22 protein-coding genes are annotated in these 26,372 nt (G+C 72.2%); 10 read left to right on the forward strand and 12 right to left on the reverse strand.

What is annotated here, in order from left to right; all coding sequences use genetic code 11:
• Positions 1–185: 185 nt before the first annotated feature.
• Entirely contained in the window at positions 186–2,138 is a 1,953-nt protein-coding gene (locus EDD30_RS08000; RefSeq protein ID WP_123678168.1) for a S8 family serine peptidase, read from the reverse strand.
• Between the two features lie 158 nt (positions 2,139–2,296).
• Here EDD30_RS08000 and EDD30_RS08005 point away from each other — a divergent pair, with 158 nt between their 5' ends.
• Both EDD30_RS08005 and EDD30_RS08010 read left to right on the forward strand, forming a co-directional pair.
• Complete coding sequence (locus EDD30_RS08005; protein ID WP_123678169.1) at positions 2,297–3,124, forward strand: M10 family metallopeptidase domain-containing protein; 828 nt, start codon at positions 2,297–2,299, stop codon at positions 3,122–3,124.
• Positions 3,125–3,313: 189 nt separating this feature from the next.
• Positions 3,314–4,198 (forward strand): sulfotransferase domain-containing protein, encoded by an 885-nt coding sequence (locus EDD30_RS08010; protein WP_123678170.1) that lies wholly within the window; start codon positions 3,314–3,316, stop codon positions 4,196–4,198.
• Position 4,199: 1 nt separating this feature from the next.
• Here the strand turns inward: EDD30_RS08010 and EDD30_RS08015 are convergent, their stop codons facing one another.
• From EDD30_RS08015 to EDD30_RS08055, 9 genes are all read right to left on the reverse strand, one after another.
• Positions 4,200–5,156, reverse strand: a complete 957-nt coding sequence (locus EDD30_RS08015) for a cation diffusion facilitator family transporter (protein WP_123678171.1) — start codon at positions 5,154–5,156, stop codon at positions 4,200–4,202.
• Positions 5,153–5,860 (reverse strand): substrate-binding periplasmic protein, encoded by a 708-nt coding sequence (locus EDD30_RS08020; RefSeq protein WP_071808062.1) that lies wholly within the window; start codon positions 5,858–5,860, stop codon positions 5,153–5,155. The genes EDD30_RS08015 and EDD30_RS08020 overlap by 4 nt, the downstream gene beginning before the upstream one ends.
• 87 nt (positions 5,861–5,947) lie before the next feature.
• Positions 5,948–6,592 (reverse strand): HNH endonuclease family protein, encoded by a 645-nt coding sequence (locus tag EDD30_RS08025; RefSeq protein WP_071808063.1) that lies wholly within the window; start codon positions 6,590–6,592, stop codon positions 5,948–5,950.
• A gap of 107 nt (positions 6,593–6,699) precedes the next feature.
• Positions 6,700–7,890: a S8 family peptidase gene (locus EDD30_RS08030; RefSeq protein ID WP_071808064.1), complete on the reverse strand. Its 1,191-nt coding sequence runs from the start codon at positions 7,888–7,890 to the stop codon at positions 6,700–6,702.
• 492 nt (positions 7,891–8,382) lie between these two features.
• Positions 8,383–9,231, reverse strand: coding sequence for an ABC transporter permease (locus EDD30_RS08035; protein ID WP_071808065.1), 849 nt, complete (start codon positions 9,229–9,231; stop codon positions 8,383–8,385).
• Positions 9,228–10,238, reverse strand: a complete 1,011-nt coding sequence (locus EDD30_RS08040; RefSeq protein ID WP_071808067.1) for an ABC transporter ATP-binding protein — start codon at positions 10,236–10,238, stop codon at positions 9,228–9,230. Before EDD30_RS08040 ends, EDD30_RS08035 begins: the two co-directional genes overlap by 4 nt.
• Positions 10,235–11,344 (reverse strand): hypothetical protein, encoded by a 1,110-nt coding sequence (locus EDD30_RS08045; RefSeq protein WP_071808066.1) that lies wholly within the window; start codon positions 11,342–11,344, stop codon positions 10,235–10,237. The genes EDD30_RS08040 and EDD30_RS08045 overlap by 4 nt, the downstream gene beginning before the upstream one ends.
• Complete coding sequence (locus EDD30_RS08050; protein WP_244945162.1) at positions 11,328–11,846, reverse strand: sigma-70 family RNA polymerase sigma factor; 519 nt, start codon at positions 11,844–11,846, stop codon at positions 11,328–11,330. Before EDD30_RS08050 ends, EDD30_RS08045 begins: the two co-directional genes overlap by 17 nt.
• Before the next feature lie 171 nt (positions 11,847–12,017).
• Positions 12,018–13,064: a hypothetical protein gene (locus EDD30_RS08055; RefSeq protein WP_071806475.1), complete on the reverse strand. Its 1,047-nt coding sequence runs from the start codon at positions 13,062–13,064 to the stop codon at positions 12,018–12,020.
• A gap of 284 nt (positions 13,065–13,348) precedes the next feature.
• On the opposite strand from EDD30_RS08055, the gene EDD30_RS08060 reads away from it, so the two are divergent.
• A complete protein-coding gene (locus EDD30_RS08060; protein ID WP_071806476.1) occupies positions 13,349–14,848 on the forward strand; it encodes an FAD-binding oxidoreductase in 1,500 nt (499 codons plus the stop codon).
• 19 nt (positions 14,849–14,867) lie between these two features.
• On the opposite strand, the gene EDD30_RS08065 is transcribed toward EDD30_RS08060, so the two are convergent.
• A complete protein-coding gene (locus EDD30_RS08065; protein ID WP_071806477.1) occupies positions 14,868–15,674 on the reverse strand; it encodes a universal stress protein in 807 nt (268 codons plus the stop codon).
• Between the two features lie 216 nt (positions 15,675–15,890).
• Between EDD30_RS08065 and EDD30_RS08070 the strand changes: the two genes are divergently transcribed.
• On the forward strand, positions 15,891–17,051 hold the full coding sequence (locus EDD30_RS08070; protein ID WP_071806478.1) for an alkaline phosphatase PhoX: 1,161 nt from the start codon (positions 15,891–15,893) through the stop codon (positions 17,049–17,051).
• Here EDD30_RS08070 and EDD30_RS08075 read toward each other — a convergent pair.
• Positions 17,029–18,318, reverse strand: coding sequence for a GGDEF domain-containing protein (locus EDD30_RS08075; RefSeq protein WP_071806479.1), 1,290 nt, complete (start codon positions 18,316–18,318; stop codon positions 17,029–17,031). The genes EDD30_RS08070 and EDD30_RS08075 overlap by 23 nt on opposite strands.
• Before the next feature lie 194 nt (positions 18,319–18,512).
• Here EDD30_RS08075 and EDD30_RS08080 point away from each other — a divergent pair, with 194 nt between their 5' ends.
• The 6 genes from EDD30_RS08080 to EDD30_RS08105 all read left to right on the forward strand — a co-directional run bounded on the left by EDD30_RS08080 (position 18,513) and on the right by EDD30_RS08105 (position 26,357).
• On the forward strand, positions 18,513–20,417 hold the full coding sequence (locus tag EDD30_RS08080; RefSeq protein ID WP_071806480.1) for an acyl-CoA dehydrogenase family protein: 1,905 nt from the start codon (positions 18,513–18,515) through the stop codon (positions 20,415–20,417).
• Between the two features lie 12 nt (positions 20,418–20,429).
• On the forward strand, positions 20,430–22,034 hold the full coding sequence (locus EDD30_RS08085) for an SLC13 family permease (RefSeq protein WP_071806481.1): 1,605 nt from the start codon (positions 20,430–20,432) through the stop codon (positions 22,032–22,034).
• Complete coding sequence (locus EDD30_RS08090) at positions 22,034–23,092, forward strand: tartrate dehydrogenase (protein WP_071806482.1); 1,059 nt, start codon at positions 22,034–22,036, stop codon at positions 23,090–23,092. The genes EDD30_RS08085 and EDD30_RS08090 overlap by 1 nt, the downstream gene beginning before the upstream one ends.
• Before the next feature lie 54 nt (positions 23,093–23,146).
• A complete protein-coding gene (gene lexA / locus EDD30_RS08095) occupies positions 23,147–23,785 on the forward strand; it encodes a transcriptional repressor LexA (RefSeq protein ID WP_123678173.1) in 639 nt (212 codons plus the stop codon).
• Positions 23,786–23,847: 62 nt separating this feature from the next.
• A complete protein-coding gene (locus EDD30_RS08100; protein ID WP_071806484.1) occupies positions 23,848–24,519 on the forward strand; it encodes an enoyl-CoA hydratase-related protein in 672 nt (223 codons plus the stop codon).
• A 503-nt stretch (positions 24,520–25,022) separates the two neighbouring features.
• The gene (locus tag EDD30_RS08105) at positions 25,023–26,357 is read left to right on the forward strand and encodes a hypothetical protein (RefSeq protein WP_143162754.1); all 1,335 of its coding nucleotides are present in this window, start codon (positions 25,023–25,025) and stop codon (positions 26,355–26,357) included.
• Positions 26,358–26,372 lie beyond the last annotated feature (15 nt).

Here is a 26,372-nt window from a genome sequence, read left to right on the forward strand (position 1 = left end):
CGCCGGTTGCGGAGTAGGCGAACAGCCGAAGCCGCCGTCTCGTCCCTCATGATCGGGGCAGAGACAGGAAGGGCGACCTGTTCTCGGTGGACCGCTGGCTGGAGAAGCCGTTCAGTCCCGCCCGGCTCCGGTCGCATGTGCATGCCCTGCTGAGCCGCGGCGCCTCGCAGCGCCCCTGAGGCGGGTCAGAGGCGTACGGTCGCGCTGACCGCGCCGGCGACGGCAGCCGTCGTCCCCACCACGGCCCGGTAGCGCCATCCGGTCCGCAGGCGCGAGACGGTGCGCCGCTCCGTCGCGCGGTAGGCGACCACGGTGACCCACGACCGGCCGTCGTAGCGCTGCAGCGACGCGGTTTGCCGGGTCGCACCCCGGATGGTCGCGGTCAGCGCGCCTTTCCCGCTCTTCGCCAGCCGTACGACGGCACGCGGCACATAGGCGAACGTCGCCGAGGAGACCTGGTGCGAGCTCGCCGTCGCGGACACCACCAGCCGCACCGAGTAACGGCTCGTGACGGCCCGGGTGTAGCGCACGGTGCCGCCGTCCGACGTGGTGGTCGCCGCGCAGCGGAAGCCCCCGATCGCGGCGGCGACGCAGATCGACGCCCGCTGGCGTGCCCACGGCCGGCCCTCGGCGGTCACGGTGAACGTCGTGGTGACCACCGTCCCGTAGTCCACCGTGCGGGCCGAGCCCTTACCGGTGACGACCGGAGTCGTCACGCCCGGCGCCGGTGTGCCGCTGGGCACCGGCGTCGCCGTCGGGCTCGAAGTCGGTGTGGTGACGGGGTCGGGCGTGGCGGTCGCCGTCTCGCTCGGAGACGGCTGGGCGGTGGTCGGCGGCACCGCGGTTGGGGTGGTCGGCGACACGACCGGGTCGGTGGCCGGGGGTGTCGTCGGCGCGCTCTCGGTAGCAACGGTGGCGAGGGCCTCCACCGGGTTGATCCGGCCGAAACCGTAGTCGGGGTCGCGGCCGGCGGCGCCCAGGTCGGTGGCGGTGGCGGTCAGCGCCTGTTCGATCGCGTCCGGGGTCAGGGCGGCGTCGGCGCCCTTCAGCAGCGCGGCGACCGCGGCGACGTGCGGTGACGCCATCGAGGTGCCGCTCATGTAGCCGTAGGTGCCCGTGGCGACGGGAACGGTGCTGAAGATGAGGGAGCCCGGCGCGGCGACGTCGACGTAGCTGCCCCGGTTGGAGAAGCTGCTGTAGCCGTCGGTCGAGTCGGTGGAGGCGACCGCGATGACGCCCTCGTCGGCGGCCGGCCAGGACGTGGGGCTGCCGGCGTCACGGAAGTTGCCCGCCGCCGCGACCACGACCACGCCGTGGGCGCGGGCATAGGCGATGGCGTTGCTCACCGAGGCCACCTGGCTGGACGAGCCCAGCGACATGTTGATGACCTGGGCGCCGTGGTCGGCGGCGTAGACGATGCCGGTCGCCACATCGGACATCAAGCCGCTGCCCTGCGCGTCGAGGGCCCGGACGGGCAGGATTCTCGCGTCCGGCGCGATGGCGGACACGCCGACGCCGTTGCCGGTGACGGCGGCGATGGTGCCGGCGACGTGGGTGCCGTGGCCGTTGGGGTCCGAGCTGGTGCCGGAGGTGCCCGCGACCAGGTCGACGCCGGGCAGGACGCGACCGGCCAGGTCGGGATGGGTGGCCTCCACGCCGCTGTCGATGACCGCCACCGTGACCCCCGCGCCGGTGGAGCGCTGCCACGCGGTGGCGATCCGCAGCTTGGCGAAGTCCCACTGCGAGCCGCGGAGCGGGTCCGTGCCGGTCGGGACGTCCAGCTTCCGCACGGGGGCGTCGAGCTCGACGGCAAGCGCGCCCGGCGCTCGCTGCCCGGCGCGGATCAGCCGCTGCGCCTGCTCCCGGCCGGTCGCGCGCCGGGTGGTCACCACCGGCCGGCCGGTCGCATCCCGCACCGTGCTGACGATGCTGACCGGCTCGTCGGCACTGATCCGCTCCGGCAGCAGTTCGTCCGGGCTCTCGGTGAGCCCCGACGTCACGGGGGTCCAGACGGGCGCCGCGCCGGAGGCGACCGGCGGCGCGGTGGTGGCGACGCTGGACGGCACGGTCGCCACGGCGGCGGCCAGCGCACCGGCGGCGACCGCGGCCACGGCGAAGCGACGCATCACGAGGGACATCCGGCGACCACCTTCCCGCGCCGCCCGGAACGGCAGGACGCGAGCCCAGCGTGGGCCGGACCCGGTGCAGTGCAGGAGTGACACAGGTGCCGTTGGGTTGCGGACCGCCCCGGCGAAGTTCCTACAGATCCGGGACCGGGCTGCCGATCAGGACGGCCATGTCGCTCACCCTCCGGCACCGCGTCGCCGCGGTCCTCGCCGCCGTCGTGGCCACCGGCGGCGTCTCGGCCGCCGCTCCGGCACCCGCCGCTGCCACCCCGGCCGCGACCGCGTCGGCCTGGGCCGCCGCGCCGGGCAACCGCAAGGCCTACGCGACCATGGGCAACCCCGTGGCCCGCTGGAACCCGTGTGCGGTCATCGGCTACCGCTTCAATCCGGCACGGGCGCCGAAGGGTGCGCTGACCGATCTCAAGGGGGCGATCCGGCGGATCAGCAGTGCCACCGGCCTGAAGTTCGCCTATCGGGGCACCACCACCGCCGTGCCGCAGGCCAAGAAGGGGTACAACCGCGACTACCCGGCCAACACCCAGCTCGTCATCGCGTGGGTGGATCCCGGCAAGCAGAGCGAATGGCTGCCGAAGAACGGTCCGGCCGGCGTCGGCGGGCCCGCGTGGAGCACCGGCTACACCGCGAAGGGGAAGAGGGTCGGCCTCATTCAGTGGGCGGGTGTCGTCCTGAACACCAAGGTGACGCTGACGGGTGGCTTCGGCGCCGGCCCGACGGTGGGCTGGCAGGGCACCCGCGGTCAGTTGCTGATGCACGAGCTCGGGCACGCGGTGGGCCTGGACCACCCGGAGATCCAGGATCAGCAGCAGATCATGTACCCGAGGATGACCCGGAAGAAGGCCGTCTGGGGTGCCGGGGACCTGACCGGCCTGAAGCTGGTCGGCAAGTCCGGCGGGTGCGTCCGCAGAGATCCTCCGGCCTCGGCGAGCGCGCTCACCGTCGGCAGTGTCGCGGAGATCAACATGTTCGTCCGCTCCTGAGAGCCACGGGCAGTTCGCATCTAACAAGGTTTCGATGAACCGTCCCGGCCGCTTATCCGTGATCTTCTGTGCGCGCTGCATCCCTCGGCCGCAACGCTGGCTGTCCGTCAGTTAGTGATGTAATCTGCGCTACCTGCGGGGTGCCGAGTGCGGCGATCTTTTCTGCGCGGTAGGACGAGGGCCTGGACCATGTTGAATCGCACTGTCATGTACGCCAAGCAGCACACACCCAATTCCATGCGGGTCGTGATGCGCCGCACCATGCTCGAGGCGCACAACACCAGATTGCGGCTGACCGTCCCGGTGGTTTCGCGTTGCGAATACGTGAACATTTATCACTGCGCGGTACGCAAGACGGCCAGTCAATGGATCAAGGCACTATTCAGTGATCCCATCGTCTATCGCCACAGCGGGCTGCTCACCTACGATCCTCGGTTCTACAACTGGAGCCATCCGCAGGTCTGCCCCCGCGACCGGGTGGCGCTGTCGCTCTTCTTCTCCCGGGAGCGCTTCGACGCCATCCCGAAGCCCGAGGAGCACCGGGCGTTCTTCGTCCTGCGGGACCCGCGTGACATGGTCGTGTCGAGCTACTTCTCCACGCGCAAGTCGCACGCACCCATGGGCGACATCCCGAAGGTCCGCAAGGAGCTCGAGGAGCGGCCGTTCAAGGACGGGATGCTGTACCTCATCCACCATCTCGCCAAGAAGGGCACGTTCAAGGCGCTCCGGTCCTGGGCGACCGCCCCTGACGACGGCGCCGTCCAGCTCTTCCGCTACGAGGACCTGACCGGGCCCGGGCAGAGGGAGCAGGTGGACCGGCTGATGCGCCACTGCGGGATCGTCATTCCGCAGCCCGAGCTGACGACCCTCCTCTCCCGGTACAGCTTCTCGGAGATGAACAGCCGTGCGGGCGCGGGAACGGTGTCGCACTATCGCAAGGGCCAGCCCGGCGACTGGCGCAACCACTTCGACGACGACATCCAGGAAGCCTTCGCGAAGGCGACGGGCGACCTGATCGATCTCCTCGGCTACGCCGAGCGGCGCTCCGGCCCGCGGACGAGCGAGCGGGTCTGACTCAGGGCTTGCCCTCGACGGCGGAGACGGGCGCGATCACCAGGTCGTGCATGCGCCAGTCGAAGCCGCGGGCGAACTTCTCCAGCCGTTCGAGCCGTTCCACCAGGCCGTCGGTGCCGGGACGGGGAACGACGACGAGCTCGCCGACGAAGACGTGGCCCTCCTCGCGTAGGCGCAACCAGGCATCCGCCACCCAGTCGTGGTCGAGAACCGCCGCGAGCAACTGGTCCGGCAGGGGGTGCGGGCGGCTGCCGTCGACCACCAGGGGTCGGCTGTCCATCAGGTCCGCCACCGCGCCGCGCAGGGTGCGTACGCCGTCGCGGACGATGTCGCCGCCGATCACGAGGGCGGCGACGGCGTCGGCCCACCACCAGCCGGCGCCGATGCCCAGCACACCCAGGATCGCGGCACCGGCGGTCAGCCAGTCCGCGCGGTTCATCTCGGCGTCGGCGAAGAGCACCTTGTCGTGCAGCTCGCGGGCGATCCGCTGCTTGATCCGGCCCAGCACGATCGCCGGAACCATCGTGGCGAACAGGACCAGGATCATCGGCCAGCCCAGCCAGATCTGCTGACCGAACACCTCGACCAGGCCGATCGGCGGGCGCTCGCGGGCGAGGAGCCGCACCGCCGAGTCGTACACCACGTATCCGCCGAGCCCGAACAGCGCGACGGCCCCGGCGAGGAAGGCGACGCTCACCGAGCGGTGATATCCGTACGGGAAGCGCTTGGTCGGTGCGCGCGTCCGATAGCGGGCGGCGATGAGAAACGCCGCCGGCGGCACCAGGCCCAGCATGTCCTCGATCCAGGCCGCCTTCATCGCCTGTGACTGCCCCAGCGTGACGGCCAGCAGCGCGACCGCGACCACGAAGAAGGCGATCGTCCACCACTCCAGGCGTACCGCCCGGCGGTGCAGCGCGGCCTTGTCGGGTGGCAGCTCGAACCGGTCGGAGACCCTCATTGCGCCGCCTCCGCCCGCACCAGCAGCTCGTTCACGTCGGCGTGCGACAGGCGGAGCAGGAAATCCTCCACCTGCACCTGCCAGGCGTTCTCGCCCGGCGGCACCGCCCACACATGGTCCTGCTTGCCGAGCTCGTGCCCGGAGGGCTGCAACCGCAACTCGGTCAGCCGCCACTCCCCCACCACGACCGGCAGCCCCTCCGCGCCCGTGACCTCCGGGACCGCCACGACGACGGCTTCCTCCGCGGTCAGCGCCGCCACCTCCGCGGTACCGGCCGGCACCGCCACCCTGACACCGGACAGGTCGCCCGGAACCGCTACGCCCGGCGGCGCGGCGACGAGCGTTCGCATCGTCACGTAGGGGCGCGTCAGCGAGGCGTGCTCGATCCACGGCGACTGCGCGTCCAGGCCGCCGACCACCAGGTCCAGGACGCGGTCCTTCAGCGCCGGCATGAGCGCCGACTCCGAGCCCGGATACCACTCGATCCTGGCCCCGAGCCGCTGTGCCAGGCGCTGCACCAACCACACCTCGGCACCCTGGGGTTCACCCTGGTCGGGCGCCCAGGCCCAGGGCGGGCTCTCGGTCAGACCGACGCGAAGGACGCCGTCGCGTACGTCCGTGAGGGTGCTGCCTGTGTCGCGCGGCCATCCGCACCCGCCCACCAGCAGCAGCACCACGACGAGCAGACTGACGCCTCGCCGCATCCGACCTCCTCACCCGGGCAAGATCTACTCATACCCGGAAAGTCCCCCGGCGAATCCGCACCGGAGGACCTCCGAGGGCGGCGTGGGTCAGGACGTGCAGTCGTCGAGCATTCCCTGCAGCGCCGACTTCTCGGCCTCCTGCAGGGTGAGCTGCCAGGAGTGCTTCACGGTGATCCACATCTTGGCGTAGGTGCACCGGTAGTCCGTGCGGGGCGGCAGCCACTCGGCCGGGTCCTGATCACCCTTGGCCTGGTTGACGTCGTCGGTCACGGCGATCAACTGGGGGGTGGTCAGATCGTTCGCGAACTGTTCGCGGCGCTCGGTGGTCCAGTCGGCGGCGCCGGAGCGCCAGGCCTCCGCCAGGGGTACGAGGTGGTCGATGTCGACGTCGGCCGCGTCGGTCCAGGTCTGCCCGTCGTACGGGCTGAGCCAGGTGCCGGAGGTGGCCTGGCAGGCGTTGTCGACGACGACGCCGTCGCCGTCGCGCTGCAGGACGGTCTCGCGGGTGTTGCAGCTTCCCTCGACGTCTTCCCAGTGCGGGAACTTCTCGCGGGAGTAGCCGTCGCCGCCGCCCTCGGCGTCGACGGCCAGCGCGTTCAGATATTCCTGCGCGACCGCCTTGGACGGCACGGCGGGTACGTCGGGTACGTCCTCGGCGGAGGCGGGGATGGCGACGGCGGCGGTCGCCGCCAGGGCCGCGGCGGCGACGGCGGTGACACGGGAAAGGCGCATCGATGTTCTCCAGGGGTCGGCTCGGGTAGGGGAAGGTGCGTGCAGAGAGAGCGGCGGCGGACCTCCGGGAGCCGGAGGCCCGCCGCCGCGGGGGTGGAGCCGTGGAGTCAGCTACCGACGCGCAGCAGCTTGGTGGTCGATCCGGTGCCGGGACTGGTGACCACGTCGCCGGTGGCGGCGTCGGTCAGTGCCGTGGCGACCTCGGCCGGGGAGGCCTCGGCCTTGGCGTCCAGCACGAGGGCGGCGGCGCCGGCCACGTGCGGGGACGCCATCGACGTACCGCTGATCGTCTTGGTGGCGGTGTCGTCGTCCATCCAGGCCGAGGCGATGTCCTGACCGGGGGCGAAGACGTCCAGGCACTTGCCGAAGTTGGAGAAGTCGGCGCGGGCGTCGGTGTCGGCGGTCGCGCCGACCGTGATCGCCTCGGCCACCCCGGAGGGGCTGCCCTCGCAGGCGTCGGCGTTCTCGTTGCCCGCGGCCACCACGAACGTGATGCCGGAGGAGACCGCGCCCTTCACGGCGGAGTCGATGGCCGCGTCCACGCCGCCACCGAGGCTCATGTTCGCCACGGCCGGCTTGACCGCGTTGCCGGCGACCCAGTCGATGCCGGCGACGACCTGCTCGGTGGTGCCCGAGCCCTCGCAGTTCAGCACCCGTACGGCGACCAGCTTCACTTCCTTGGCGATGCCGTACTTCGTGCCGCCGATGGTGCCGGCGACGTGCGTGCCGTGGCCGTTGCAGTCGTCGGCCGTACCCCCGTCGATCGCGTCGAAGCCGCTCTCCGCGCGACCGCCGAAGTCCTCGTGGCTGGTGCGGATGCCGGTGTCGACGACGTAGGCGTGCACGCTCTTGCCGGTGCTGGGGTAGGTGTAGGACTTGTCCAGCGGCAGCGCCGCCTGGTCGATGCGGTCCAGGCCCCAGCCGGCGTCGGTCTGGGTGTCCATGGTGTGCAGCCGGCGGACCTGCTGGACCGAGGCCACGCTCTTGTCGGCGGCCAGCCGCTGCGCCTCGGCGGCACTCATCGTGGCCGAGAATCCGCGCAGCGCGTGGCTGAACGTACGCTGGACCGTGCCGTCGTGCCGGTCGGCCAGCCGGGTGGCAGCCGCCGAGACCTTGTCGGCGCCGGGCTTGAGCACCACGATGTAGCGGTCCGCCACGGCATCGGCCGCACCGGCCCCCTGGACCGTGCCGGCCGCCTCCGGCTGCGGCGTCGTCGTCGCACTGGCCGGCATCACCACTCCCGCGGCGGCCAGTGCCCCGGCCGCCACCGTCGTCGCACCCCACACCCGACGCGTCATTTTCCTGCGATCTCGCAACGTGCCTCCCTGACCTGCCACCTCCCCCATTCGGGCGGCTGTAGCTGCCCGTTTGGTGGAGAGGATCAACTGAGTGGTTGGCACGCTAATAACAATCGGTCGATATTCACAACCGCCGAAACGTGGGCCAACGCCCGCCGATCGCTCATCCGCCCGACGCCCGGAGGGGCGGTGCGGCACGGCTGGGAGCGCGCCCAGACTCCGGGACGGATGTCTCGCGGAAACCGCGGCCGAGCCTTCCGGAACCCGCCGCGTGAGCAGGCGATTCGCCCGCGCCTCGCCCGGCCGGGTGGGCGCCTGGGTGAGCGGCGTCACCGTCCGTCACGGCCGTCCTTAACAGTCCAAGAAGGACAGATGAATGAAGACGGCTGAAAAAGATCTGAGAAAATTTTTTCAGGCGCCGGTTCATATCCGCGCGAAGGCCGTCAATCCGGCGTACACGTTATGAACGCCTATGTATGTAAATAAGCCGGCTTACAGGTCTCGTCGCTGGAAGGCGAACGCCGTCAGACCCAGGACGAGGGCGATCCACACGCCGGTCCACACCAGATAGGTGCCGGCGAGCGGGGCCATACTCAGGAACGGCGACTCCTCGATACCGGAGCCGACCTGCAGGAGCAGCGTCGGATCCTGGAATGAGTTCATGGCACCGCGCCACAGGCCGTCGGTCGGCAGCAGCATGCGGGACACCGTGCCGACCTGGGCCACGCTGTGGTTGCCGAGGGCGTCGCCGACCGACCCGACCACGCCCGCGATCCAGGTGGCGCCGAAGAGTCCGACCGCCACGATGCCCGACGCCATCGGCGAGATCGCGGTCGACAGCAGCAGGCCGAGGGTGAGCAGCACCGTCGTCTGGGCCGCGAGCAGGGTCAGGCCCGTCGCCGGATGCGGCGGCCAGTAGCCGACGGTCGTGCGGACGATGAGGAACTGGGCGAGCCCCGCCACGCACACGAAACCGCTGCCGAAGACGACCAGTCCCAGCCACTTGCCCACCAGCACCGCCGAACGGCGGATCGGGCGCGCGAGGACCGACAGCGCGATCCCCGACTCGATCTCTCCGGCCACCGTCGGCCCGGCGAGGAACGCGGTGCCGAGCGCCGCGATCAGGCTGAGGCCGAACATCACCAGGTTCAGCACCGTGGAGCCGGCCACCTTGGCCTCGCCCGAGGTGAGCCCGCCGAACTCCGCGTCCAGCCGGGCGAAACCCCAGGCGCTGAGCGAGAGCAGCACCACGGTCAGGATGGCGAGCGACCGCAGCACCCGTCGGCGGGCCGCCTCCTGCAACGTCAGGGCGGCGACGGCGAACACTGTACGGACGGTCATCGGTGCTCCTCGCTGGGACCGGTACGAAGAATGTCCAGCAGCCGTTCCTCCAGGCTGATCCGCGCCGGCTCGACCGCGTGGACGCGCACGCCCAGGGCGACGAGGTCGGCCACGAGCTCGGGCACGGTCGCGTGATCCGGCTCGGCGGGCAGGTCGACGGTGAACGCGTCACCGCTGCGCGTGAGCCTGCCGACGGCCGCCAGCCTGGCCTCCGCCGCAGCGCTGACCGCGCCGAGCCGCAGCCGCAGCTCCCGCCCGCCGAGCAGTTCCTCGAGGGTGCCGGAGGCGGCGACCTGGCCCTTGTCGAGGATCACCACCCGGTCGCAGACGCGCTCCACTTCGCCGATGAGGTGGGAATTGAGCAGCACGGCCACCCCACGCGCCTTGAGCATGAGCAGCAGATCCCGCACATCGGCCCGGCCGATCGGGTCCAGGGCGCTGGTCGGCTCGTCGAGGACGACGAGTTCCGGGCGAGCCACCAGGGCGACGGCCATCCCCAGGCGCTGTTGCATGCCCTTGGAGAAGCCGCCGACCCGGTCCCCGGCGCGGTCGGCCAGCCCGACGGTGCCCAGGCACTCGCGCTGTTCGGCGGCCGGCACCGCGGCCCCCGACAGCCGGACGTGCAGGGCCAGCACCTCCGCGGCGGTGAGCCACGGCTGATAGCGGAAGAGCTCGGGCAGGTAGCCGACGCGGGCCCGGGCCTGCGGCTCGCCCGACGGGCGGCCGAGCAGCAGCACCTCCCCGGCGTCGGGCCGGACTAGACCGAGCAGGATCTTGATGACGCTGGTCTTGCCCGCCCCGTTGGGCCCGAGCAGACCCAGCACCTCACCCCGGCCCACGGTGAACGAGACACCGTCGACCGCGGTCCGCCGCCGGTACCGTTTGCGCAGGCCGGAGCACCACACGGCCGGCGCCGGGGGCAGCTCGGTGAGCAACTGCCGCGCGGCGTCGAGGGAGGACGCGCCGCCGGAGGGCGAGGCCCCGGCGGGCGCGGTGGGGCCCGTCATCGGCTCCACCGCATCCCCCGGGCCACACCCAGCACCTCGTCGGCGCTGAGCGAACCGGCCACCGCGGTGACGACGCCGTCGTCCACCCAGACCACGGCGGCCATCACACCGTCGCGCGAGGCGAGCACCGTGGCCGGCCTCCCGTTGACGTCGGCGGTGGAACTCGTCATCTCCTCGACCGCCATGAACAGCGGCAGCGTCGTCCCGTCTGCGGAGAAGGTCCGCAACTGCGACGCGACATTCTCCGGCAGCAGGGGCAGCGAGAGCAGATAGTCGCGGGCCGTCTCGAACGGCACGCCCGAGGAGTACGCGGTCGGCGCGACCGCGCGCGCCACGACCAGGGCCGGCACGGGGCGGCCCTGCGACCAGATCGCGGCGTACCCGGGACCGGCGGACAGCCGGAACCGGGTGCCGTCGAGGCCGGCCGGAGGCGGCGGCAGCGTCTGGCCCGCGGCCGCGGCGGTCTGCGCGGCCTTCTCCGCGGAATAGGTGAACACCGCGTTGGCCCGGGCGCCGACACGGTACGTCGGTTCGCCCGAGACGCCGCGGGGCAGCGCGCCCATCTGCGGGACGGACAATCCGGTGATCTTCTCCGCCTCCGCGGCGTCGTCGACCCCGCGGAGGCTGATCTTCTCGGTCACCTGCACCTCGCCGAAGGCGGACAGGTCGGGCAGCTTCACCAGGTCGGCCTCGGGGGCGGTGACCGGAGCGATCTTCTCGGCACGGAAGATCGGCAACCAGTCGGCGGCGGCCGCGGCCCCGGCCCCGGCCAGCAGCGCGACGACTCCCACCACGGCGATGACCGGGCTACGCAGCGCCGTGTGCCAGCGACGGCCCGCGGCCGTGGCGGGTCCCCGCCGACTTCCCTCGCCGGAGACGGCCTGGGATTCCCCCGAGACCGCCCGGGACAGGCGCTCCCACCCCGCGTCGACGTCGACGGCCGGCGCGACGTGCAGCGCCGCGCCGGTGACCGCCGCGTCCTGCTGGGCGGCGGCCAGGCCGGCAAGGCAGGCCGGACAGCCCGCCACGTGCTCGCGGTCGGCCTGGGCGACACCTGCCGGCTCGTCCACGAGCCGGCGCAGGATGCCGTCAGTCGGATGACGCATGACGGATCAACTCCTCGCGTAGAGCGGACTCGGCGCGCCGCACGGTGGTGCCCACGCTGCCGGACGAAAGATCAAGAGCGGCCGCCACCTCGGCATAACTGAGGCCGCTGTGCCGCAACACCAGGGCGATGGCCTGCCGGCGGGGCAACCGCGCCAACGCCGCCCGCACCCGCCGGCGCTCGTCGAGCGTCACCACGGCGTCGGCGACGTCCCCCGCGACGACGTCCTCCACCCCGGCGGACTCTTCCCGAGCAGCGCGGCGGCGGCCGGACCGGAGATGGTTGAGCGCGGTGTGCGCCGCGGCGACGGAGAGCCACCCCATCGCCTCACCCGCGGGCACCGACGACCGGGCGAAACTCAGGAACACCTCCTGAGCCACGTCCTCGGCCTCGTCCCGCGATCCCAGCACCCGGGCGGCGACCCCCACGACCCGCGGATAGGCCGAGCGGAAGACCACCTCGAGATCACCCCGGAAGCCCCCCGGCCGCGGCAGAGTCGTCACGGCACCGCCGTCCTTCCGTTGCGCCCGCCCGGTCACCCCACCGCGACCACCCGCGGCCAGAACCGCCGCCGGCGATGAACCCCGGCGCCCGGCAAGCTCGGCTTCTTCCTCCATATCTTCGAAGCACCGCCGAGCCCCCGTATGTGACACCGCGGCATTACCCGGGGCTGGTCAGCAGCGTTCGGAGAGGGCCCGGGTGATGAGGGCGGCCGGGACGTAGAGACCTCGGCGCAGGGCTCGGGCCGCCGCCAGGTGGTGGGAGGTGGCGTGGAGCTTGGTCTGGATCTTGTGGATGCAGTCCGCCAGTAGGGGGGTGCTGGTGCCCAGGGTCGCGGCGATCCGAATGTGCGGCCATCCCTCGATCAGCAGGCCGAGGATCTCGAGCTCCTCGCGACACAGCCCGTACGGGTACGGCGCCGGGGAGAGCAGGACGACCTTGCGCAGATAGCCGGGTGGCTCCGGGGGGCAGTTGAGGACGCTGACCCGGAACAGATCGGTCTCGGCGTCCGTGTTGTCGTCAGCCGGGCACAGGAAGGTGGCGAGAGGGTTCTCGGCGGACGCGGGGGTGGTTGCCGCCGTGATCAGGGGGGTGCCGAGGCGCAGCAGCGGGTGTCCGGGCAGGCCGCTCAGCGGTGCCGTGGTGCCGGCCCGGGTGAGGGCCACTCCGGCGATCGCGTCACTGACCAGCGCGGCGATGGCGCTGACCGTACGCAGCGGGTCGATCGCGTGGGCTATCCACGGCCCGGCGTGGTCCAGCAGGGCGACCGCCTCCTCGGTGGCCGGTGTCGGGTCGGCGCTCTGGGTGCCCGCGACGCCGAGATACCGGCCGTCGCGGGTGAACAGGCCCGCGCCCAGGCCTTCGCGGAGTCCCGCCGGATACATGCATCGCGACCACGTCGGCAGCGTCTCGGCGGGTACGGGCAGGTCGCACAGCCGTACGGGCGGACGCGGACCCAGCAGTCCGGCCCGCTCGACGTCCTCGCTGAACTGCGGCGCCTCCAGGGCCTGGGACACCGCGGCGCTGTAGCCGTGTCTCAGCAGCGGCGCCTGGAGCCGGCGTTCCGGGTCGAAGACGGTGACGAGGACGGCGTCGCACGGCGTGATCCGCCGCAGCGGCTCCACGAGCGCCTCGGCCCGCTCGGTGGGGCCACCCGGCATCAGCGCGATCTCGACGATCTCATCCAGCAACGCTGCGCCGGCGGCGGACAAGGGCACCATGACGCTCTCTTCCCAATGGCCCCCGCTCCAGATATATGCCACACCATAGAGCGATTTAGCTCCGGCGAAAGATCGGGACGGGAGACTGACACCACGACCTGGCCGTTCGGACACCGGGAGGTGCCTGAACCGCCCGCCGGTGGACCACCGGCGGGCGGGGTGTCGCAGCGTTACAGCAGAAGGAGAACCCGAGCCGCTTGCCGACGTTGACGTCCTGAGATCACGCCGAGGACGCAAACGGGGAGCATTCTTGGGTGGTATGGCCTATATGCGAGGATTTCGCCATGCCGATGTCACGCCGCGCCATCATCCGAGCCGGTGCCGCCGGTCTCGCCGCCGCAGCCCTGCCGGCCTCGGCGACAGCCGCTGAGAAGGCCGCAGGAACGGCCGCCGGAAAGGCCGCGGGCCGTACGGGACCGACCCCCGCGGACTGGCGGGCGCTGGACGCCTCCCTCGACGGCACGGTCGAGCTGCCCGGCACGGGCTCCTACGAGGCCGCCCGCCGCCTCGCCGATCCCCGCTTCGACGGCGTCCGCCCGCCCGCGGTCGTGCGCTGCGCGACCGGCGCCGACGTCACCGAGGTCGTGCGGTTCGCGCGCCGGATGAGGCTGCCGGTGGTGCCCCGCGGCGGTGGCCACTCGTACGTCGGCGCGTCGACCACCCGGACCGGAGTCGTCCTCGACCTGCGCCGCCTCGACGCCGTGGCGTACGACGCCGCGACTCGCGGCGCCACGATCGGCGGCGGCGCACGGCTGATCGACGTCTACAACCGGCTCGGCGCGTACGGGGTGGCGATCCCGTCCGGCTCGTGCGGCAGCGTGGGCGTCGGCGGCATCACCCTCGGCGGCGGGATCGGCATGGCCGCCTCGGCGTACGGGCTGACCTGCGACGTGGTCACCGCCGCGGAGGTGGTGACCGCCGACGGCCGGCGCCGCACCGTGGACGCCACCCGGGAACCGGACCTCTTCTGGGCCCTGCGCGGCGCCGGAGGCGGGCAGTTCGGCGTGGTCACCGCCTGGCGCATGCGCACCCATCGGGCGACGCCGGTCGGCAGGTTCGTGCTCACGTACCCCTGGAGCGACGCCGCCCGGGCCGCCGCCGGCTGGCAGGCCCGGCTGGCGGTCGCGCCGGACGAGACCTGGTCGTCGTGCCAGTTCGCCGCCGACGCGCGCGGGCGGCTGTCCGTCCGCATCGCCGGTGTCGTGCTCGACGGCGACGCGGACGCCGAGGTGGCGGCCATCGTCCGGGCGATCGGGCGGGAGCCGCGGTCCGCGGCGCTACACCGCCGCCCCTACCTGCAGGTGGTGCACGACCGGGCGGGCTGCACCGACGCCGCGTCCTGCGCGGCCCGGTCCACCGAGCTGGTCGGCAGCGAGATCTTCCGGCGCGTGCTGCCGGCTGCGGGTGTGGCGGCGCTGCTGGCCACCGTGGAGCGTCGTGCCCGGCAGCGCCGTCCGGGGATGGCGAAGCTCAAGCGGATGACCGGCGCGCTGGGGCGGGTCAGGCCCGATGCCACCGCCTTCGCCTGGCGGGGCGCGTACACGATGCTGCAGTGGCTCGTCGACTCCCCCACCGCCGACGCGGCGACGGTGGCGGACGCCTACCGGTGGATCGACGGAGGGCATCGCGCGATGGCGCGGTGGTCGGCCGGTCGCTACGTCAACTACGTCGAGCCGGACCCGGCGCTGCTCCCCCTCTACCACGGTGGACAGCTTGCCCGGCTGCGCCGCATCCGGGCCGCCGTCGACCCGCAGCGGCTGTTCCGGTCGCCGTATGCGATCTGACGCCGCGCGGCGGCGGGCGTCAGCGGGCGATCAGGACCGGGCAGTCGGCGCGTTCCAGCAGCCGCGTCCCGGCGGCGCCGAGCATGACCCCCTCGAAGCCGTGCCGGCGCGGCCCCACCACCACTAGCCGGGCCTGCCGGGAGCGTTCCACCAGCACCTTGCCGGGATCGCCGCCGGTGAACTCGCGGGCTGCCGGCACGCCGGGGAACCGCCGGCGCCACGGGTCGAGCAGGTCGTCGAGATCGTCGCCCAGCGTCTCCGCGGCGGACGGGCCGGGCCGGCGGGCGCCGTCCTGCGCGGTGACCGCCAGCACCGGGGCGCCGCGCAGTGCGGCCTCCTCGAAGGCCCGGCCGATGATCGGCGCGGCGATGCTGCCGTCCTCGCCCACACCGACGACCACCGGGCCGGCGTCCGGGCCGGAGCGGCCGCGCACGACGACCACCGAGCCCTTGGCCCGGGTGGCCACCTGGGTGCGTACCGATCCGTGCGGGAGCCCGGGGAGACCGCTGCCCGGCCGGCTGCCGACGACCAGGAGGGCGGCCTCCTCGGCGGCGTGCAGCAGCACCGGCACCGCGTAGCCGGGCAGCGCCAGGACGCGGACCTCGATGTCGGGGGCGATCGCGCGGGCCTGGGTCACCGCGGTGTGCAGGATGCCGGCCGCCGCTTCCTCGTCCGCCGTGGACCGGGCAGTCGGGGACTTCCGGTGATGCGCGGTCACCACGCGCAGGTCGGCACCGCGGAGCCGGGTCTCGGCCGCGGCCCACCGCACCGCCGCGACCGCGCCGGCGGAACCGTCGACGCCGACCACTATCCGAGTCTTGACCATGGTCGCCTCCTGGCGAGTCGCAGGGTCAGCCGTCGCCGCCGCCCGAGGCACGGCGGCACAGCCTCAGATTCACCCTCCCCGGCACGGTTGGCAAGACGCGGCATCCCGCATCCCCGGCGAGGTGATTAGGCACCGTGTGCCAGAAGTTCATTTTTCGCCTCGCCGCCGTCAAGAAACAGGAGGCTACATTCCCGAAACAACCATCGAGGAGGTTCCATGGATCGGCGCACGATGTTACGAGCGACCGTGGTGGGTACGGCAGCGGTGGCTCTGCCGTTCACCGCCTGGTCGGCGGCGTACGGGGCACCGGCGCAGAATGCTGTCGGGCCGTACGGCCCGCTTCTTCCCCCGGACGCCAACGGCATCCAACTGCCGGCCGGGTTCACAAGTACGGTCGTCGCGCGCTCCCGGCAGACGGTGCCGGGAACGTCATATGTGTGGCACGACGCCCCCGACGGCGGCGCGGTCTTCGCGAACGGCACCGGGTGGATCTACGTCTCGAACTCCGAGGTCACCGCGTTCGCCGGCGGTGGCGCCTCGCGGATCCTGTTCTCCTCGTCCGGGGCGGTCGTCGGCGCGTCCCGCATCCTCTCCGGCACCAATGTGAACTGTGCCGGCGGCAAGACGCCCTGGAACACCTGGCTGTCCTGCGAGGAGGTGTCGCGGGGCCGGGTGTACGAGACTTATCCCCTGGGCGGCGCGGCGGTCGCCCGGCTCGCGATGGGACGCTTCAAGCACGAGGCCGCGGCCGCGGACCCGGTACGGAAGGTCATCTACCTCACCGAGGACGAGTCGGACGGCAAGTTCTACCGCTTCGTCCCGACGACCTGGGGAGACCTGTCCGCGGGCACGCTGGAGGTGATGCGGGCCGGCACGGCCACCTCGGGCACCTTCACCTGGGCCCGGGTCCCCGACCCCGACGGATCACCCCTGGCGACCCGCCGCCAGGTCTCCGGCGCGAAGACGTTCAACGGCGGCGAGGGCTGCCACTACGCCGACGACACGGTCTGGTTCACCACCAAGGGCGACAACCGGATCTGGCAGGTCAACCTGACCGCGGGCACCTACGAGCTCGCCTACGACGACGACCTGGTCAACCCGGGCCCCGCGCCGCTGACCGGCGTGGACAACATCACCGGTACCGCGGGTGGCGACCTCTACGTCGCCGAGGACGGCGGCACCATGGACATCTGCCTGATCACGCCCGACGACAAGGTCTCGGTGTTCCTGCGGGTGACCGGCCACAACGGCTCCGAGATCACCGGTCCCGCCTTCACCCCGGCCGGGGACCGCCTCTACTTCTCCTCGCAGCGGGGCACCAGCGGGCTGTCGTCCGGCGGGATCACGTACTGCGTCACCGGGCCGTTCCGGCGGTAGCCGGCGTCGCCGCGGCGTACCGGGCGGTCTTAGCCCGGTACATCGCGGTGTCGGCGGCGGCCAGCAGGTCCTTCGCCTCGTAGTCCATGCCGTTGCCCACGGCCACGCCGACGCTCGCGCCGACGCACACCACGCCGCAGCCGAGCAGCACGGGCTGCCGCACCACGCCGCGGATCCGGGCGGCCATGCCGCGGGCGCGCTGCTCGCAGTCCGGGCCGGTGAGGATCGCGACGAACTCGTCGCCGCCGAGCCGGCCCATCATGTCCTCGGTCCGGATCGCGCCGCGCAGCCGCCGGCCCATCATCCGCAGCAGCTCGTCGCCGGCCGCGTGCCCGAACTCGTCGTTGATCTGCTTGAAGCCGTCCAGGTCCAGGAAGAGCACCGCCACCTGGGTCATGCGCATGGCCAGCGCGTCGGCCAGGTGGTGCAGCAGGGCCGCCCGGTTGGGCAGCTCGGTGAGGGCATCCGTCCGGGCCTGCTGGGTGAGCTCCTGCTCGGCCGCCTTGGCGGCGGTCACGTCGTGCAGGTGGGCCACGAACGCGCCGCTGTCGGCGAGCGCGGCCATGCGGACGTGCACCCAGCGGCTCGAGCCGTCGGCCCGCCGGAAGCGCACGTCGCCGCGGCAGGAGTCGACCGTCTTGTGGGCCAGGTCGCGGAAGGCGCCGCGGGCAAGCTGCCGGTCCGTCACGTCGACCCAGTGCCAGTACGTCTTGCCGACGATCTCCTCGGCCGGTATGGCGAGCAGCTCCTCCAGCGCCGGGTTCGCCTCCGTGACCGCACCCTGGCCGTCGAGGATCGCCATGCCGGTGGGCGCGTGCCGGAACGCCGCGTGGAAGCGCTCCTGAGCCGCCGCCAGCTCGGCCTCCGCGCGCTTGCGGGCGGTGATGTCGCGGGCGACGATGAGCGCCGCCGGGCGCCCGTCGAACTCCAGCGGGGTGCCCGCCGCCTCGATGTCGATCACCCTGCCGTCGAGGCTGACCAGCTTCTCCTCGACGTACTGCAACGGTTCACCGTCGGCGGTCAGCGAGCGCATCCGCTCGGTTCCCGGGCTCCGGTAGTCCGGGTGCATGAATTCGATCGCCGGACGATCCTGCAGGTCCTGCACGGTACGGGCACCCATCGACGCGAGCCCGCGGGCGTTCGCGAAGACGTGGTACCCATCACAGATCACGAAGATGATGTCCGGGGACAGTTCGACCAACGCCTGGAACCCCGCGTCACCCGCGCCGCCCAGGGCCGGGATCGCCCGCCCGTCATTCTCGCTCATGCACCACCCGCTCGATCGTTGCTGCAAGCTCACCGATCGGCGCGCGCCCGGCCGTCCTGAGCCCGCCTCGGGAGCGATCGGGGTCCCATCGCGGTCGGGGACGGGCGCGGGAGGCTGCACGCAGGGCTACCGCTCGGTAACAGACGTGAGTAGCGTGTCGCCTAGCGAGCCGTACCGGGTCGAAGGGGAAAACCGTGACCACGACGCAGCGCACACCGGGCCATGTCTCCGAGCAGCAGGCACGACAGGTCGCCGAGGCCGCCCGGGAGTCCGAATGGCGGAAGCCCAGTTTCGGCCGGGAGCTCTTCCTGGGCCGCTTCCCGCTCGACCTGATCGATCCCTGGCCCGCCGCCGAGCCCCGCCCCGACGCCGACGAGTTCCTCGGCCGGCTCGCGGAATACCTGCGCACCGAGGTCGACGGTGCCCGCATCGAGCGCGAGGACCGGATCCCGGACGAGGTCTTCCACGGCCTCGCCCGGCTCGGCGCGTTCGGCATGAAGATCGACAAGGAATACGGCGGCCTCGGCCTGACGAACCTGCACTACTGCAAGGCGCTCACGCTGGTCGCCTCGGTGAGCCCCGCGGTCTCCGCGCTGCTCTCCGCGCACCAGTCGATCGGCGTCCCGCAGCCGCTCAAGATCTTCGGCACTCCGGCGCAGAAGCAGGCGTTCCTGCCCCGGCTGGCGGCCGGCGAGGTGTCCGCGTTCCTGCTCACCGAGCCGGACGTCGGCTCCGACCCCGCGCGCCTGGGCACCGTCGCCGAGCCGGTCGAGGGCGGCTACCGGCTCAACGGGGTGAAGCTGTGGGCCACCAACGGCACGGTCGCCACCCTGCTGGTCGTCATGGCCCGGGTTCCCGGCAAGGGCATCACCGCGTTCGTGGTGGAGGGCGACACGCCGGGCATCACCGTGGAACGACGCAACTCGTTCCTCGGCTTGCGGGGGCTGGAGAACAGCGTGACCCGCTTCCACGACGTGCTCGTCCCCGCGGAGAATGTGATCGGTGGTCTCGGCAAGGGCCTGCGGATCGCTCTGACCACGCTCAACACCGGTCGACTGTCGCTACCCGCCATGTGCGTGGCCGCGAGCAAGCGCTCGCTCGCCATCGCCCGCGAATGGTCGGCCGAGCGGGTGCAGTGGGGCCGCCCGGTCGGGCGGCACGAGGCCGTGGCCGGCAAGATCGCCTTCATCGCCGCGACCACGTACGCGATGGAGTCGATGCTCGACCTCTGCTGCGTCATCGCCGACGACGACCGCAACGACATCCGGATCGAGGCGGCGCTGGTGAAGCTCTTCGCCAGCGAGCTGGCCTGGAGGATCGCCGACGAACTGGTCCAGATCCGCGGCGGCCGCGGCTTCGAGCGCGCCGATTCGCTTGCCGCCCGCGGCGAGCGCGCGTCCGAGGCCGAGCAGCTCCTGCGCGACCTGCGGATCAACCGGATCTTCGAGGGCTCCACCGAGATCATGCATCTGCTCATCGCCCGCGAGGCGGTCGACGCCCATCTTGCGGTCGCCGGCGACATCATCGACCCGGAGGCCGGGCTCGGTCGCAAGGCCCGGGCGGGGGCACGTGCCGGCGCCTTCTACGCGCGGTGGCTGCCGACCCTGGCCGTCGGCCGTGGCCAGGTGCCAGGCGGGTACGCCGAGTTCGGCCCGCTCGCCCACCACCTCCGGTACGTCGAGCGGGCCTCCCGCAAGCTCGCCCGGTCGACGTTCTACGGGATGTCGCGCTGGCAGGGCAGACTCGAGCACAAGCAGGGCTTCCTCGGCCGCATCGTGGACATCGGTGCGGAGCTGTTCGCGATGTCCGCGGTGTGCGTCCGTGCCCGTGCGCAGCGCCAGGACGCCCCCGAAGGCATGGAGCTGGCCGACCTCTTCTGCCGGCAGGCGCGGCTGCGGGCGGAGGCGCTCTTCGCCGCGCTCTGGGACAACACCGACGCGCTGGACGTGAAGGCGGCGCGACGGGCGCTGGACGGGCGCTACGCCTTCCTCGAGGAGGGCGTGATAGCGCCGCCGTCCGACGCCGCCTGGGTGGCCGCGTGGCAGCCCGGCCCGGCCACCGTGGAGGACGTGCGCCGGCGCATCCCGCCGCTGCCGTAGGCGGGCGGGAGCATGTCCACTTCGGACGACACCGCGCGTACCGACGTCGAGAGCCGGCTGCTCGGCGGCGGCACGTACCGCAGCTTGGGCGAACAGCAACTGTCCCCCGCCGAGGAGCGCTTCGAGCGCGGCCGGCGCACCATCGGTCTTCTCCTGGCGCCGGTGGTGACGCTGGTCTTCCTGGCCCTGCCGCTGGACCTGCCACCGAGCCAGCAGACGCTCGCCGGCGTGCTGCTCGGCGTGATCGTGCTCTGGGTGACCGAGCCCGTCCCCATCCCGGTGGGCGGCCTGATCGGCGTCGGCCTGATCGTGGTGCTGGGCGTGGCCCCGCCGGCCGACGTGCTGGCGCCGTTCGGCTCGTCCACGGTGTTCACGTTCATCGGCGCCTTCATCCTCGCCCAGGCCATGCTCAAGCACGGAGTGGCCCGCCGGTTCGCGTTCCGCGTCCTGTCGCTGCCCGGCGTCGGCCGGTCCACCGCCCGGGTGATCGTCGCGTTCGGCCTCATCACCTGCGCGCTGTCCGCGTTCGTGTCGAACACCGCCACGGTGGCGATGCTGCTGCCCACCGCGCTCGGCATCCTGTCCGTCATCGCCAAGCTGATGCAGGACCGCGGCCTGGTGGCCGCGCGGTTCGACCCCACCCGGTTGCGGGTGGGTGCCGCGCTGATGCTGATGCTCGCGTACGGGGCCAGCGTCGGCGGCCTGCTCACCCCGGTCGGCACCCCGCCCAACCTGATCGGCCGTGGCCTGATCGAGGAGGCGACCGGCGAGCGGATCCCGTTCGCCCAGTGGACCGCCGTCGCGGCACCGATCTGCCTCGGCATGTTCGTCGTGCTCGCGGTGGTCCTGCTGCTGCTGAACAAGCCGGAGATCCGCCGGATCGAGGGCGTCGAGCAGTACGTGGCGGCGGCGCGCGCCGAGCTCGGCCCGTTCACCCGCGCCCAGCGCAACACGCTCATCGCCTTCGTGGTCACCGTCGCGCTGTGGATCCTGCCCGGCATCGTCGCGCTGATCGCGGGCGCCGAGTCGGCGGCGTACGAGACGATCAGCGACCGGCTCAACGAGGGCATCGTGGCGGTGCTCGGCGCCTCGCTGCTGTTCCTGCTGCCCACCGACTGGCGCTCGCGCGAGTTCACGCTGAGCTGGAGCGACGCGGCGCGCATCGACTGGGGCACCATCCTGCTGTTCGGCACCGGCATCATCTTCGGCTCGCTGCTGGCGAAGACCGGCCTGGCCGAGACCATCGGCGGAGGCAGCGCGGGCGCGCTGGGGCTGTCCAGCACGTTCGCCATCACGGCGTTCGCGGTGGTGCTGGCGATCATCATCTCCGAGACCACGAGCAACACCGCGTCGGCAGCGGTGGTGGTACCGATCATCATCCCCATCGCGGTGGCCTCGGGCGTCGATCCGTTGGTGCCCGCGCTCGCGGCGACGTTCGCCGCGTCGTTCGGCTTCATGCTGCCGGTGTCCACGCCGCAGAACGCTGTCGTGTACGGCTCCGGGGTCGTACCGATCACCACGATGATCCGCTCCGGGGTCTCCTTCGACGTCCTCGGCGCGATCCTCATCCTGCTCCTGCTGCCGCTCATGGTGGCGGCGGTCGGGCTGGGTGGCTGATGGCACCGCAGCGCATCGCGGTGATCCCGGGTGACGGCATCGGCGTGGAGGTGACCGTCGCCGCCCGGGCCGTGCTGGACGCGGTGGCCGACCGGCACCGGCTCGAGCTGTCCTACGAGGAGTTCGACTGGTCCTGCCGCAGGCACATGGAGCAGGGGGCGATGATGCCGCCGGACGGCATCGCGGTGCTGCGCCCGTACGATGCGATCCTGCTCGGCGCGGTCGGCTGGCCCGGCGTGCCCGACCACGTCTCGCTCTGGGGTCTGCTCATCCCCATCCGGCGGGCCTTCCGCCAGTACGTCAACCTGCGCCCGGTCCGGGTCTTCGACGGCGTGGCGAGCCCACTGCGCCACGCGGCGCCCGGCAGCGTCGACTTCGTCGTGGTCCGCGAGAACGTCGAGGGCGAGTACAGCGAGATCGGCGGCCGGATGAACCGCGGCTTCCCGGACGAGTTCGCGGTCCAGGAATCGGTGTTCACCCGTGCCGGCGTGACCCGGATCGCCGACCATGCGTTCGCGCTGGCCGCGGGCCGGCGCTCGTACGTCACCTCGGCGACGAAGTCCAACGGCATCATGCACACCCTGCCGTTCTGGGACGAGGTGGTCGCCGAGCGGGCCGCCCGGTTCCCCGAGGTGCGCTGGGACGCCGAGCACATCGACGCCCTGGCCGCCAAGCTGGTGCTCGATCCGCAGCGCTTCGACGTGATAGTCGCCTCCAACCTGTTCGGCGACATCCTCAGCGACCTCGCCGCGGCGGTCGCCGGGAGCATCGGCATCGCGCCCTCGGCCAACCTCGACCCCACCCGCACGTACCCGTCGATGTTCGAGCCGGTGCACGGCTCCGCGCCGGACATCGCCGGCCAGGGTGCCGCGAACCCGGTCGGGGCCGTCTGGTCGGCGGCGCTGATGCTGGAGCACCTCGGCCATCCGGCGGCGGCGGCCGACGTCGTGGCCGCGATCGAGGCGTCCCTGGCCGACCCGGCGACCCGGACCCGGGATCTCGGCGGCACGGCGGGCACGGCGGCCGTGGTGGGCGCGCTGGTCGATCACCTCGGCTGAGTCGCTGGGGCGCGCCTGACCGCGCGGAGGCCGTGCATCAGTCAAGATCTTCAGATGTCACTGGCCGAGGATCTCGACACGTCCACGCTGACGCCGCGGCAGCGGGCGATTCTGACCGTCATCCGGGACTGGGCGATCAGGTACGGCTACCCGCCGTCCACCCGCGAGATCGGCGACGCGGTCGGGCTCGCGTCGACGTCGTCGGTGAGCCGGCACCTGCGCGTCCTGGAGGAGCGCGACTTCCTGCGCCGGGGCCGCAGTGCGACCCGCCCGGTCGACGTCCGCATGTTCCTCCAGCCGCCGGCTCCCCGGGCCGCCGACACCGTGGGCGTCCCGCTGGTCGGCACCATCGCCGCCGGCACTCCCATGCTGGCGGAGGAGTACACCGAGGAGACGCTGACGCTGCCCCGCGACCTCGTCGGCCGCGGCGAGCTGTTCTGCCTGCGGGTCCAGGGCGACTCGATGGTCGACGCGGCGATCTGCGACGGGGACATCGTGGTGGTGCGGCGCCAGGGCGAGGCGTACAACGGCGACATCGTGGCCGCGATGATCGACGAGGAGGCCACCGTCAAGGTCTTCCGCCGCCGCGGCGGGCACGTCCTGCTCGAACCGCGCAATCCGGCGTACGAGCCGATCGACGGCGACCGGGCGGTGGTGCTGGGCCGGGTCGTCTCGGTGCTGCGCCGGATCTGACTGGCGCGACGAAGTTACTTGGAAGTAACATACGGCCGGCCACCGACCAGGAGGAGTCCGCCGTGCCCGCTCTCGACCGCCACGACGATGTCTTCGTTCTCGACCTCGGGAACGGGGAGAACCGGTTCCACCCCGACTGGATCGCGAGCGTGCACGCCGCCCTCGACAAGGTCGAGCAGGCCGGCAGTCCGTGCGCCCTGGTCACCGTCGCCACCGGCAAGATCTGGTCCAACGGGCTGGACCTGGAGTGGCTGGGCGCCCACCCCGACAAGTTCCAGGAGTACGCGGCGAGCGTCCACGAACTGTTCGCCCGGGTCCTCGCCCTGCCCGTGATCACCGTGGCGGCGCTGCAAGGGCACACCTTCGCGGCCGGGGCGATGCTGTCGCTGGCGCACGATTTCCGGGTGATGCGCGCGGACCGCGGCTACTGGTGCCTGCCGGAGGCCGACATCGAGATCCCGTTCACGCGCGGGATGTCCGCTCTGATCCAGTCGCGGCTCTCGCCGCAGGCCGCGCACCGGGCGATGACCACCGCGCACCGCTACGGCGGCTCCGACGCGGCCGCGGCCGGCATCGTCGACCAGGCGGTCGAGGAGGAGGCGGTGCGTCCGACGGCGATCGCCCTGGCCGAGACGCTGGCGGGCAAGGCCGGCCCTACGCTCGGCACGATCAAGGCCCGGATGTACGCGCGGGCCTTGGACACCCTGCGTGACACGGAGAATCCGCTCGGCTGAGGGACCCGGCTGACCGGCCGGCCCGTTTTGCACCTGAATTTGGCCCGGCGATCACGACCGTTCATGATGTTGCCGCCACGGGGACGGCAGCTCTGTCGTGCGCGTGCATGCCAGCGACCCCCTATCGCACGAGGTGCCCGATGAGCCATGGTTCCGGCCCCTTGGACCATCCCCACGGTGAAACCGCGGCGGCCCAGCCGGCGGGACCCGGCCACCCGGCTTCCGGGCCCCCGGCCCCCGGCCATCCGGTTCCCGGCCATCCGGTTCCCGGGCACCCGATTCCCGGGCAGCCGGTTCCCGGGCAGCCGATTCCCGGGCAGCCGATTCCCGGGCAGCCGATTCCCGGCCAACGGGTTCCCGGGCAGCCGATCCCCGGGTATCCGGTTCCCGGGCAGCCGATCCCCGGCCAGCCGATGCCGGGGTATCCGGCTCCGCCGTTCGGTGCCCCGGGCTGGATGCCACCGCAGCCGCCCGCGCGGTCGGGCCGTGGCCGGTGGATCGGTTTGTCGCTCGTCGCCGTCCTGGTGACGATGGCCCTGGGCGCCGGCGTCGGCCTGGTGGCGGGCGTCGTGCACAACGGCGGCCGGGACGACGCCGTCCCGGTGGCGAAGGATCAGGGCAATCTCGTCCAGGTCACCCGCGAGGAGACCGACAAGCTCGTCCAGGCTCAGAGCGACGCCCTGAAGGCCAAGGACCTCAAGCGGTTCCTCGCGGCTTTCGACCCCAGCGACAAGAAGCTGATCGCCGGACAGACGCGGCTGTTCAAGAACCTCCAGAAGATGCCCTTCAGCGAGGTGGGCTTCAAGACCGTCGGGCAGGACGGCCGGGCGGCCGACGGCTTCGGCCGGGGGGTGCGGTTCGACCTCGACGTGGCGTTCGTCCACCAGATCAAGGACATCGATCTGCGGCCGGTCGCGGAGTGGTACCGCTGGACCGTCACGAAGGCGGACCGGAACGCCCGGCTCGTGATCAAGGGCGTCACCGGGGCCCCCGCCTCGGCGTACGGCGATTCGAAGACAGTCAACTATCCGGCGCCGTGGGACAAGTGGGACGACATCGCCATGGTGCGCACGGCCCACACCATCGTGCTGGCCGAACCCGCGGCGGCCGGCAGCGCGCGACAGTACGCCCCGATCGCCGAGCGTGCCGTGGCCGACAACCTCGCCGCCTGGAAGGCCGGCGGGGTCGCCGGGGAGATTCCCACGGGTTATCTGATCGCACTGGTCAAGGGTAAGAAGCAGCTGGGGACCCTGTTCCGTGACACCAGGGAGAAGGTGTTCGAGGCCGGGGTCTCCATCACCATGAGCGGCGGCCGGTTCACTCCGGACGACCCGGTCGCGTTCGGAGGGTCGCGGATCGTGGTGGACATCCAGTCGTCGTTCTTCACCACCGGCGGCAGCAGCGGACCCCGGGAGATCTTCCGGCACGAGCTCGCCCACTCGATGGTCACCCCCTTGGACGCCGCGAAGCTGTTCCAGGACCGCGACGGCTGGATTCGCGAGGGCTTCGCCGACTACATGGCCTACCGCGGCGTCGACGGGCCCAGTCAGAAGATCAGCGCCGCCCGCGCGCAGATCGCGGCGGGCGGCTTCACCGCCCGGCTCCCGGTCGGCGACATCTACCAAGGCTCGCTCGCCCAGGTGAACTTCGGCTACTGGCTCGGGCACATGGCGATGGAGTACACCGCCCGGCAGTACGGCGAGCCGGCCGTGTTCAAGCTCGTCGCCGCCCACTACCGGGGCAAGAGCGACGCCGAGGCGATCACCGAGGCGACGGGCCAGAGCAAGGAGCAGTTCGAGCAGGGTTGGGCGCAGTTCGTGCGCGCCCAGGCGCGATGACCAGCGGAGGCGACC

This window comes from Couchioplanes caeruleus, from assembly GCF_003751945.1.
Lineage (GTDB): Bacteria > Actinomycetota > Actinomycetes > Mycobacteriales > Micromonosporaceae > Actinoplanes > Actinoplanes caeruleus.

Excerpts from the sequence above, each read along its gene's own strand:
- EDD30_RS08000 (WP_123678168.1), bottom strand. The coding sequence starts at position 2,138 with ATGTCCCTCGTGATGCGTCGCTTCGCCGTGGCCGCGGTCGCCGCCGGT.
- EDD30_RS08005 (WP_123678169.1), top strand. The coding sequence starts at position 2,297 with ATGTCGCTCACCCTCCGGCACCGCGTCGCCGCGGTCCTCGCCGCCGTC.
- EDD30_RS08010 (WP_123678170.1), top strand. The coding sequence starts at position 3,314 with ATGTTGAATCGCACTGTCATGTACGCCAAGCAGCACACACCCAATTCC.
- EDD30_RS08015 (WP_123678171.1), bottom strand. The coding sequence starts at position 5,156 with ATGAGGGTCTCCGACCGGTTCGAGCTGCCACCCGACAAGGCCGCGCTG.
- EDD30_RS08020 (WP_071808062.1), bottom strand. The coding sequence starts at position 5,860 with ATGCGGCGAGGCGTCAGTCTGCTCGTCGTGGTGCTGCTGCTGGTGGGC.
- EDD30_RS08025 (WP_071808063.1), bottom strand. The coding sequence starts at position 6,592 with ATGCGCCTTTCCCGTGTCACCGCCGTCGCCGCCGCGGCCCTGGCGGCG.
- EDD30_RS08030 (WP_071808064.1), bottom strand. The coding sequence starts at position 7,890 with ATGACGCGTCGGGTGTGGGGTGCGACGACGGTGGCGGCCGGGGCACTG.
- EDD30_RS08035 (WP_071808065.1), bottom strand. The coding sequence starts at position 9,231 with ATGACCGTCCGTACAGTGTTCGCCGTCGCCGCCCTGACGTTGCAGGAG.
- EDD30_RS08040 (WP_071808067.1), bottom strand. The coding sequence starts at position 10,238 with ATGACGGGCCCCACCGCGCCCGCCGGGGCCTCGCCCTCCGGCGGCGCG.
- EDD30_RS08045 (WP_071808066.1), bottom strand. The coding sequence starts at position 11,344 with ATGCGTCATCCGACTGACGGCATCCTGCGCCGGCTCGTGGACGAGCCG.
- EDD30_RS08055 (WP_071806475.1), bottom strand. The coding sequence starts at position 13,064 with ATGGTGCCCTTGTCCGCCGCCGGCGCAGCGTTGCTGGATGAGATCGTC.
- EDD30_RS08060 (WP_071806476.1), top strand. The coding sequence starts at position 13,349 with ATGCCGATGTCACGCCGCGCCATCATCCGAGCCGGTGCCGCCGGTCTC.
- EDD30_RS08065 (WP_071806477.1), bottom strand. The coding sequence starts at position 15,674 with ATGGTCAAGACTCGGATAGTGGTCGGCGTCGACGGTTCCGCCGGCGCG.
- EDD30_RS08070 (WP_071806478.1), top strand. The coding sequence starts at position 15,891 with ATGGATCGGCGCACGATGTTACGAGCGACCGTGGTGGGTACGGCAGCG.
- EDD30_RS08075 (WP_071806479.1), bottom strand. The coding sequence starts at position 18,318 with ATGAGCGAGAATGACGGGCGGGCGATCCCGGCCCTGGGCGGCGCGGGT.
- EDD30_RS08085 (WP_071806481.1), top strand. The coding sequence starts at position 20,430 with ATGTCCACTTCGGACGACACCGCGCGTACCGACGTCGAGAGCCGGCTG.
- EDD30_RS08090 (WP_071806482.1), top strand. The coding sequence starts at position 22,034 with ATGGCACCGCAGCGCATCGCGGTGATCCCGGGTGACGGCATCGGCGTG.
- lexA (WP_123678173.1), top strand. The coding sequence starts at position 23,147 with ATGTCACTGGCCGAGGATCTCGACACGTCCACGCTGACGCCGCGGCAG.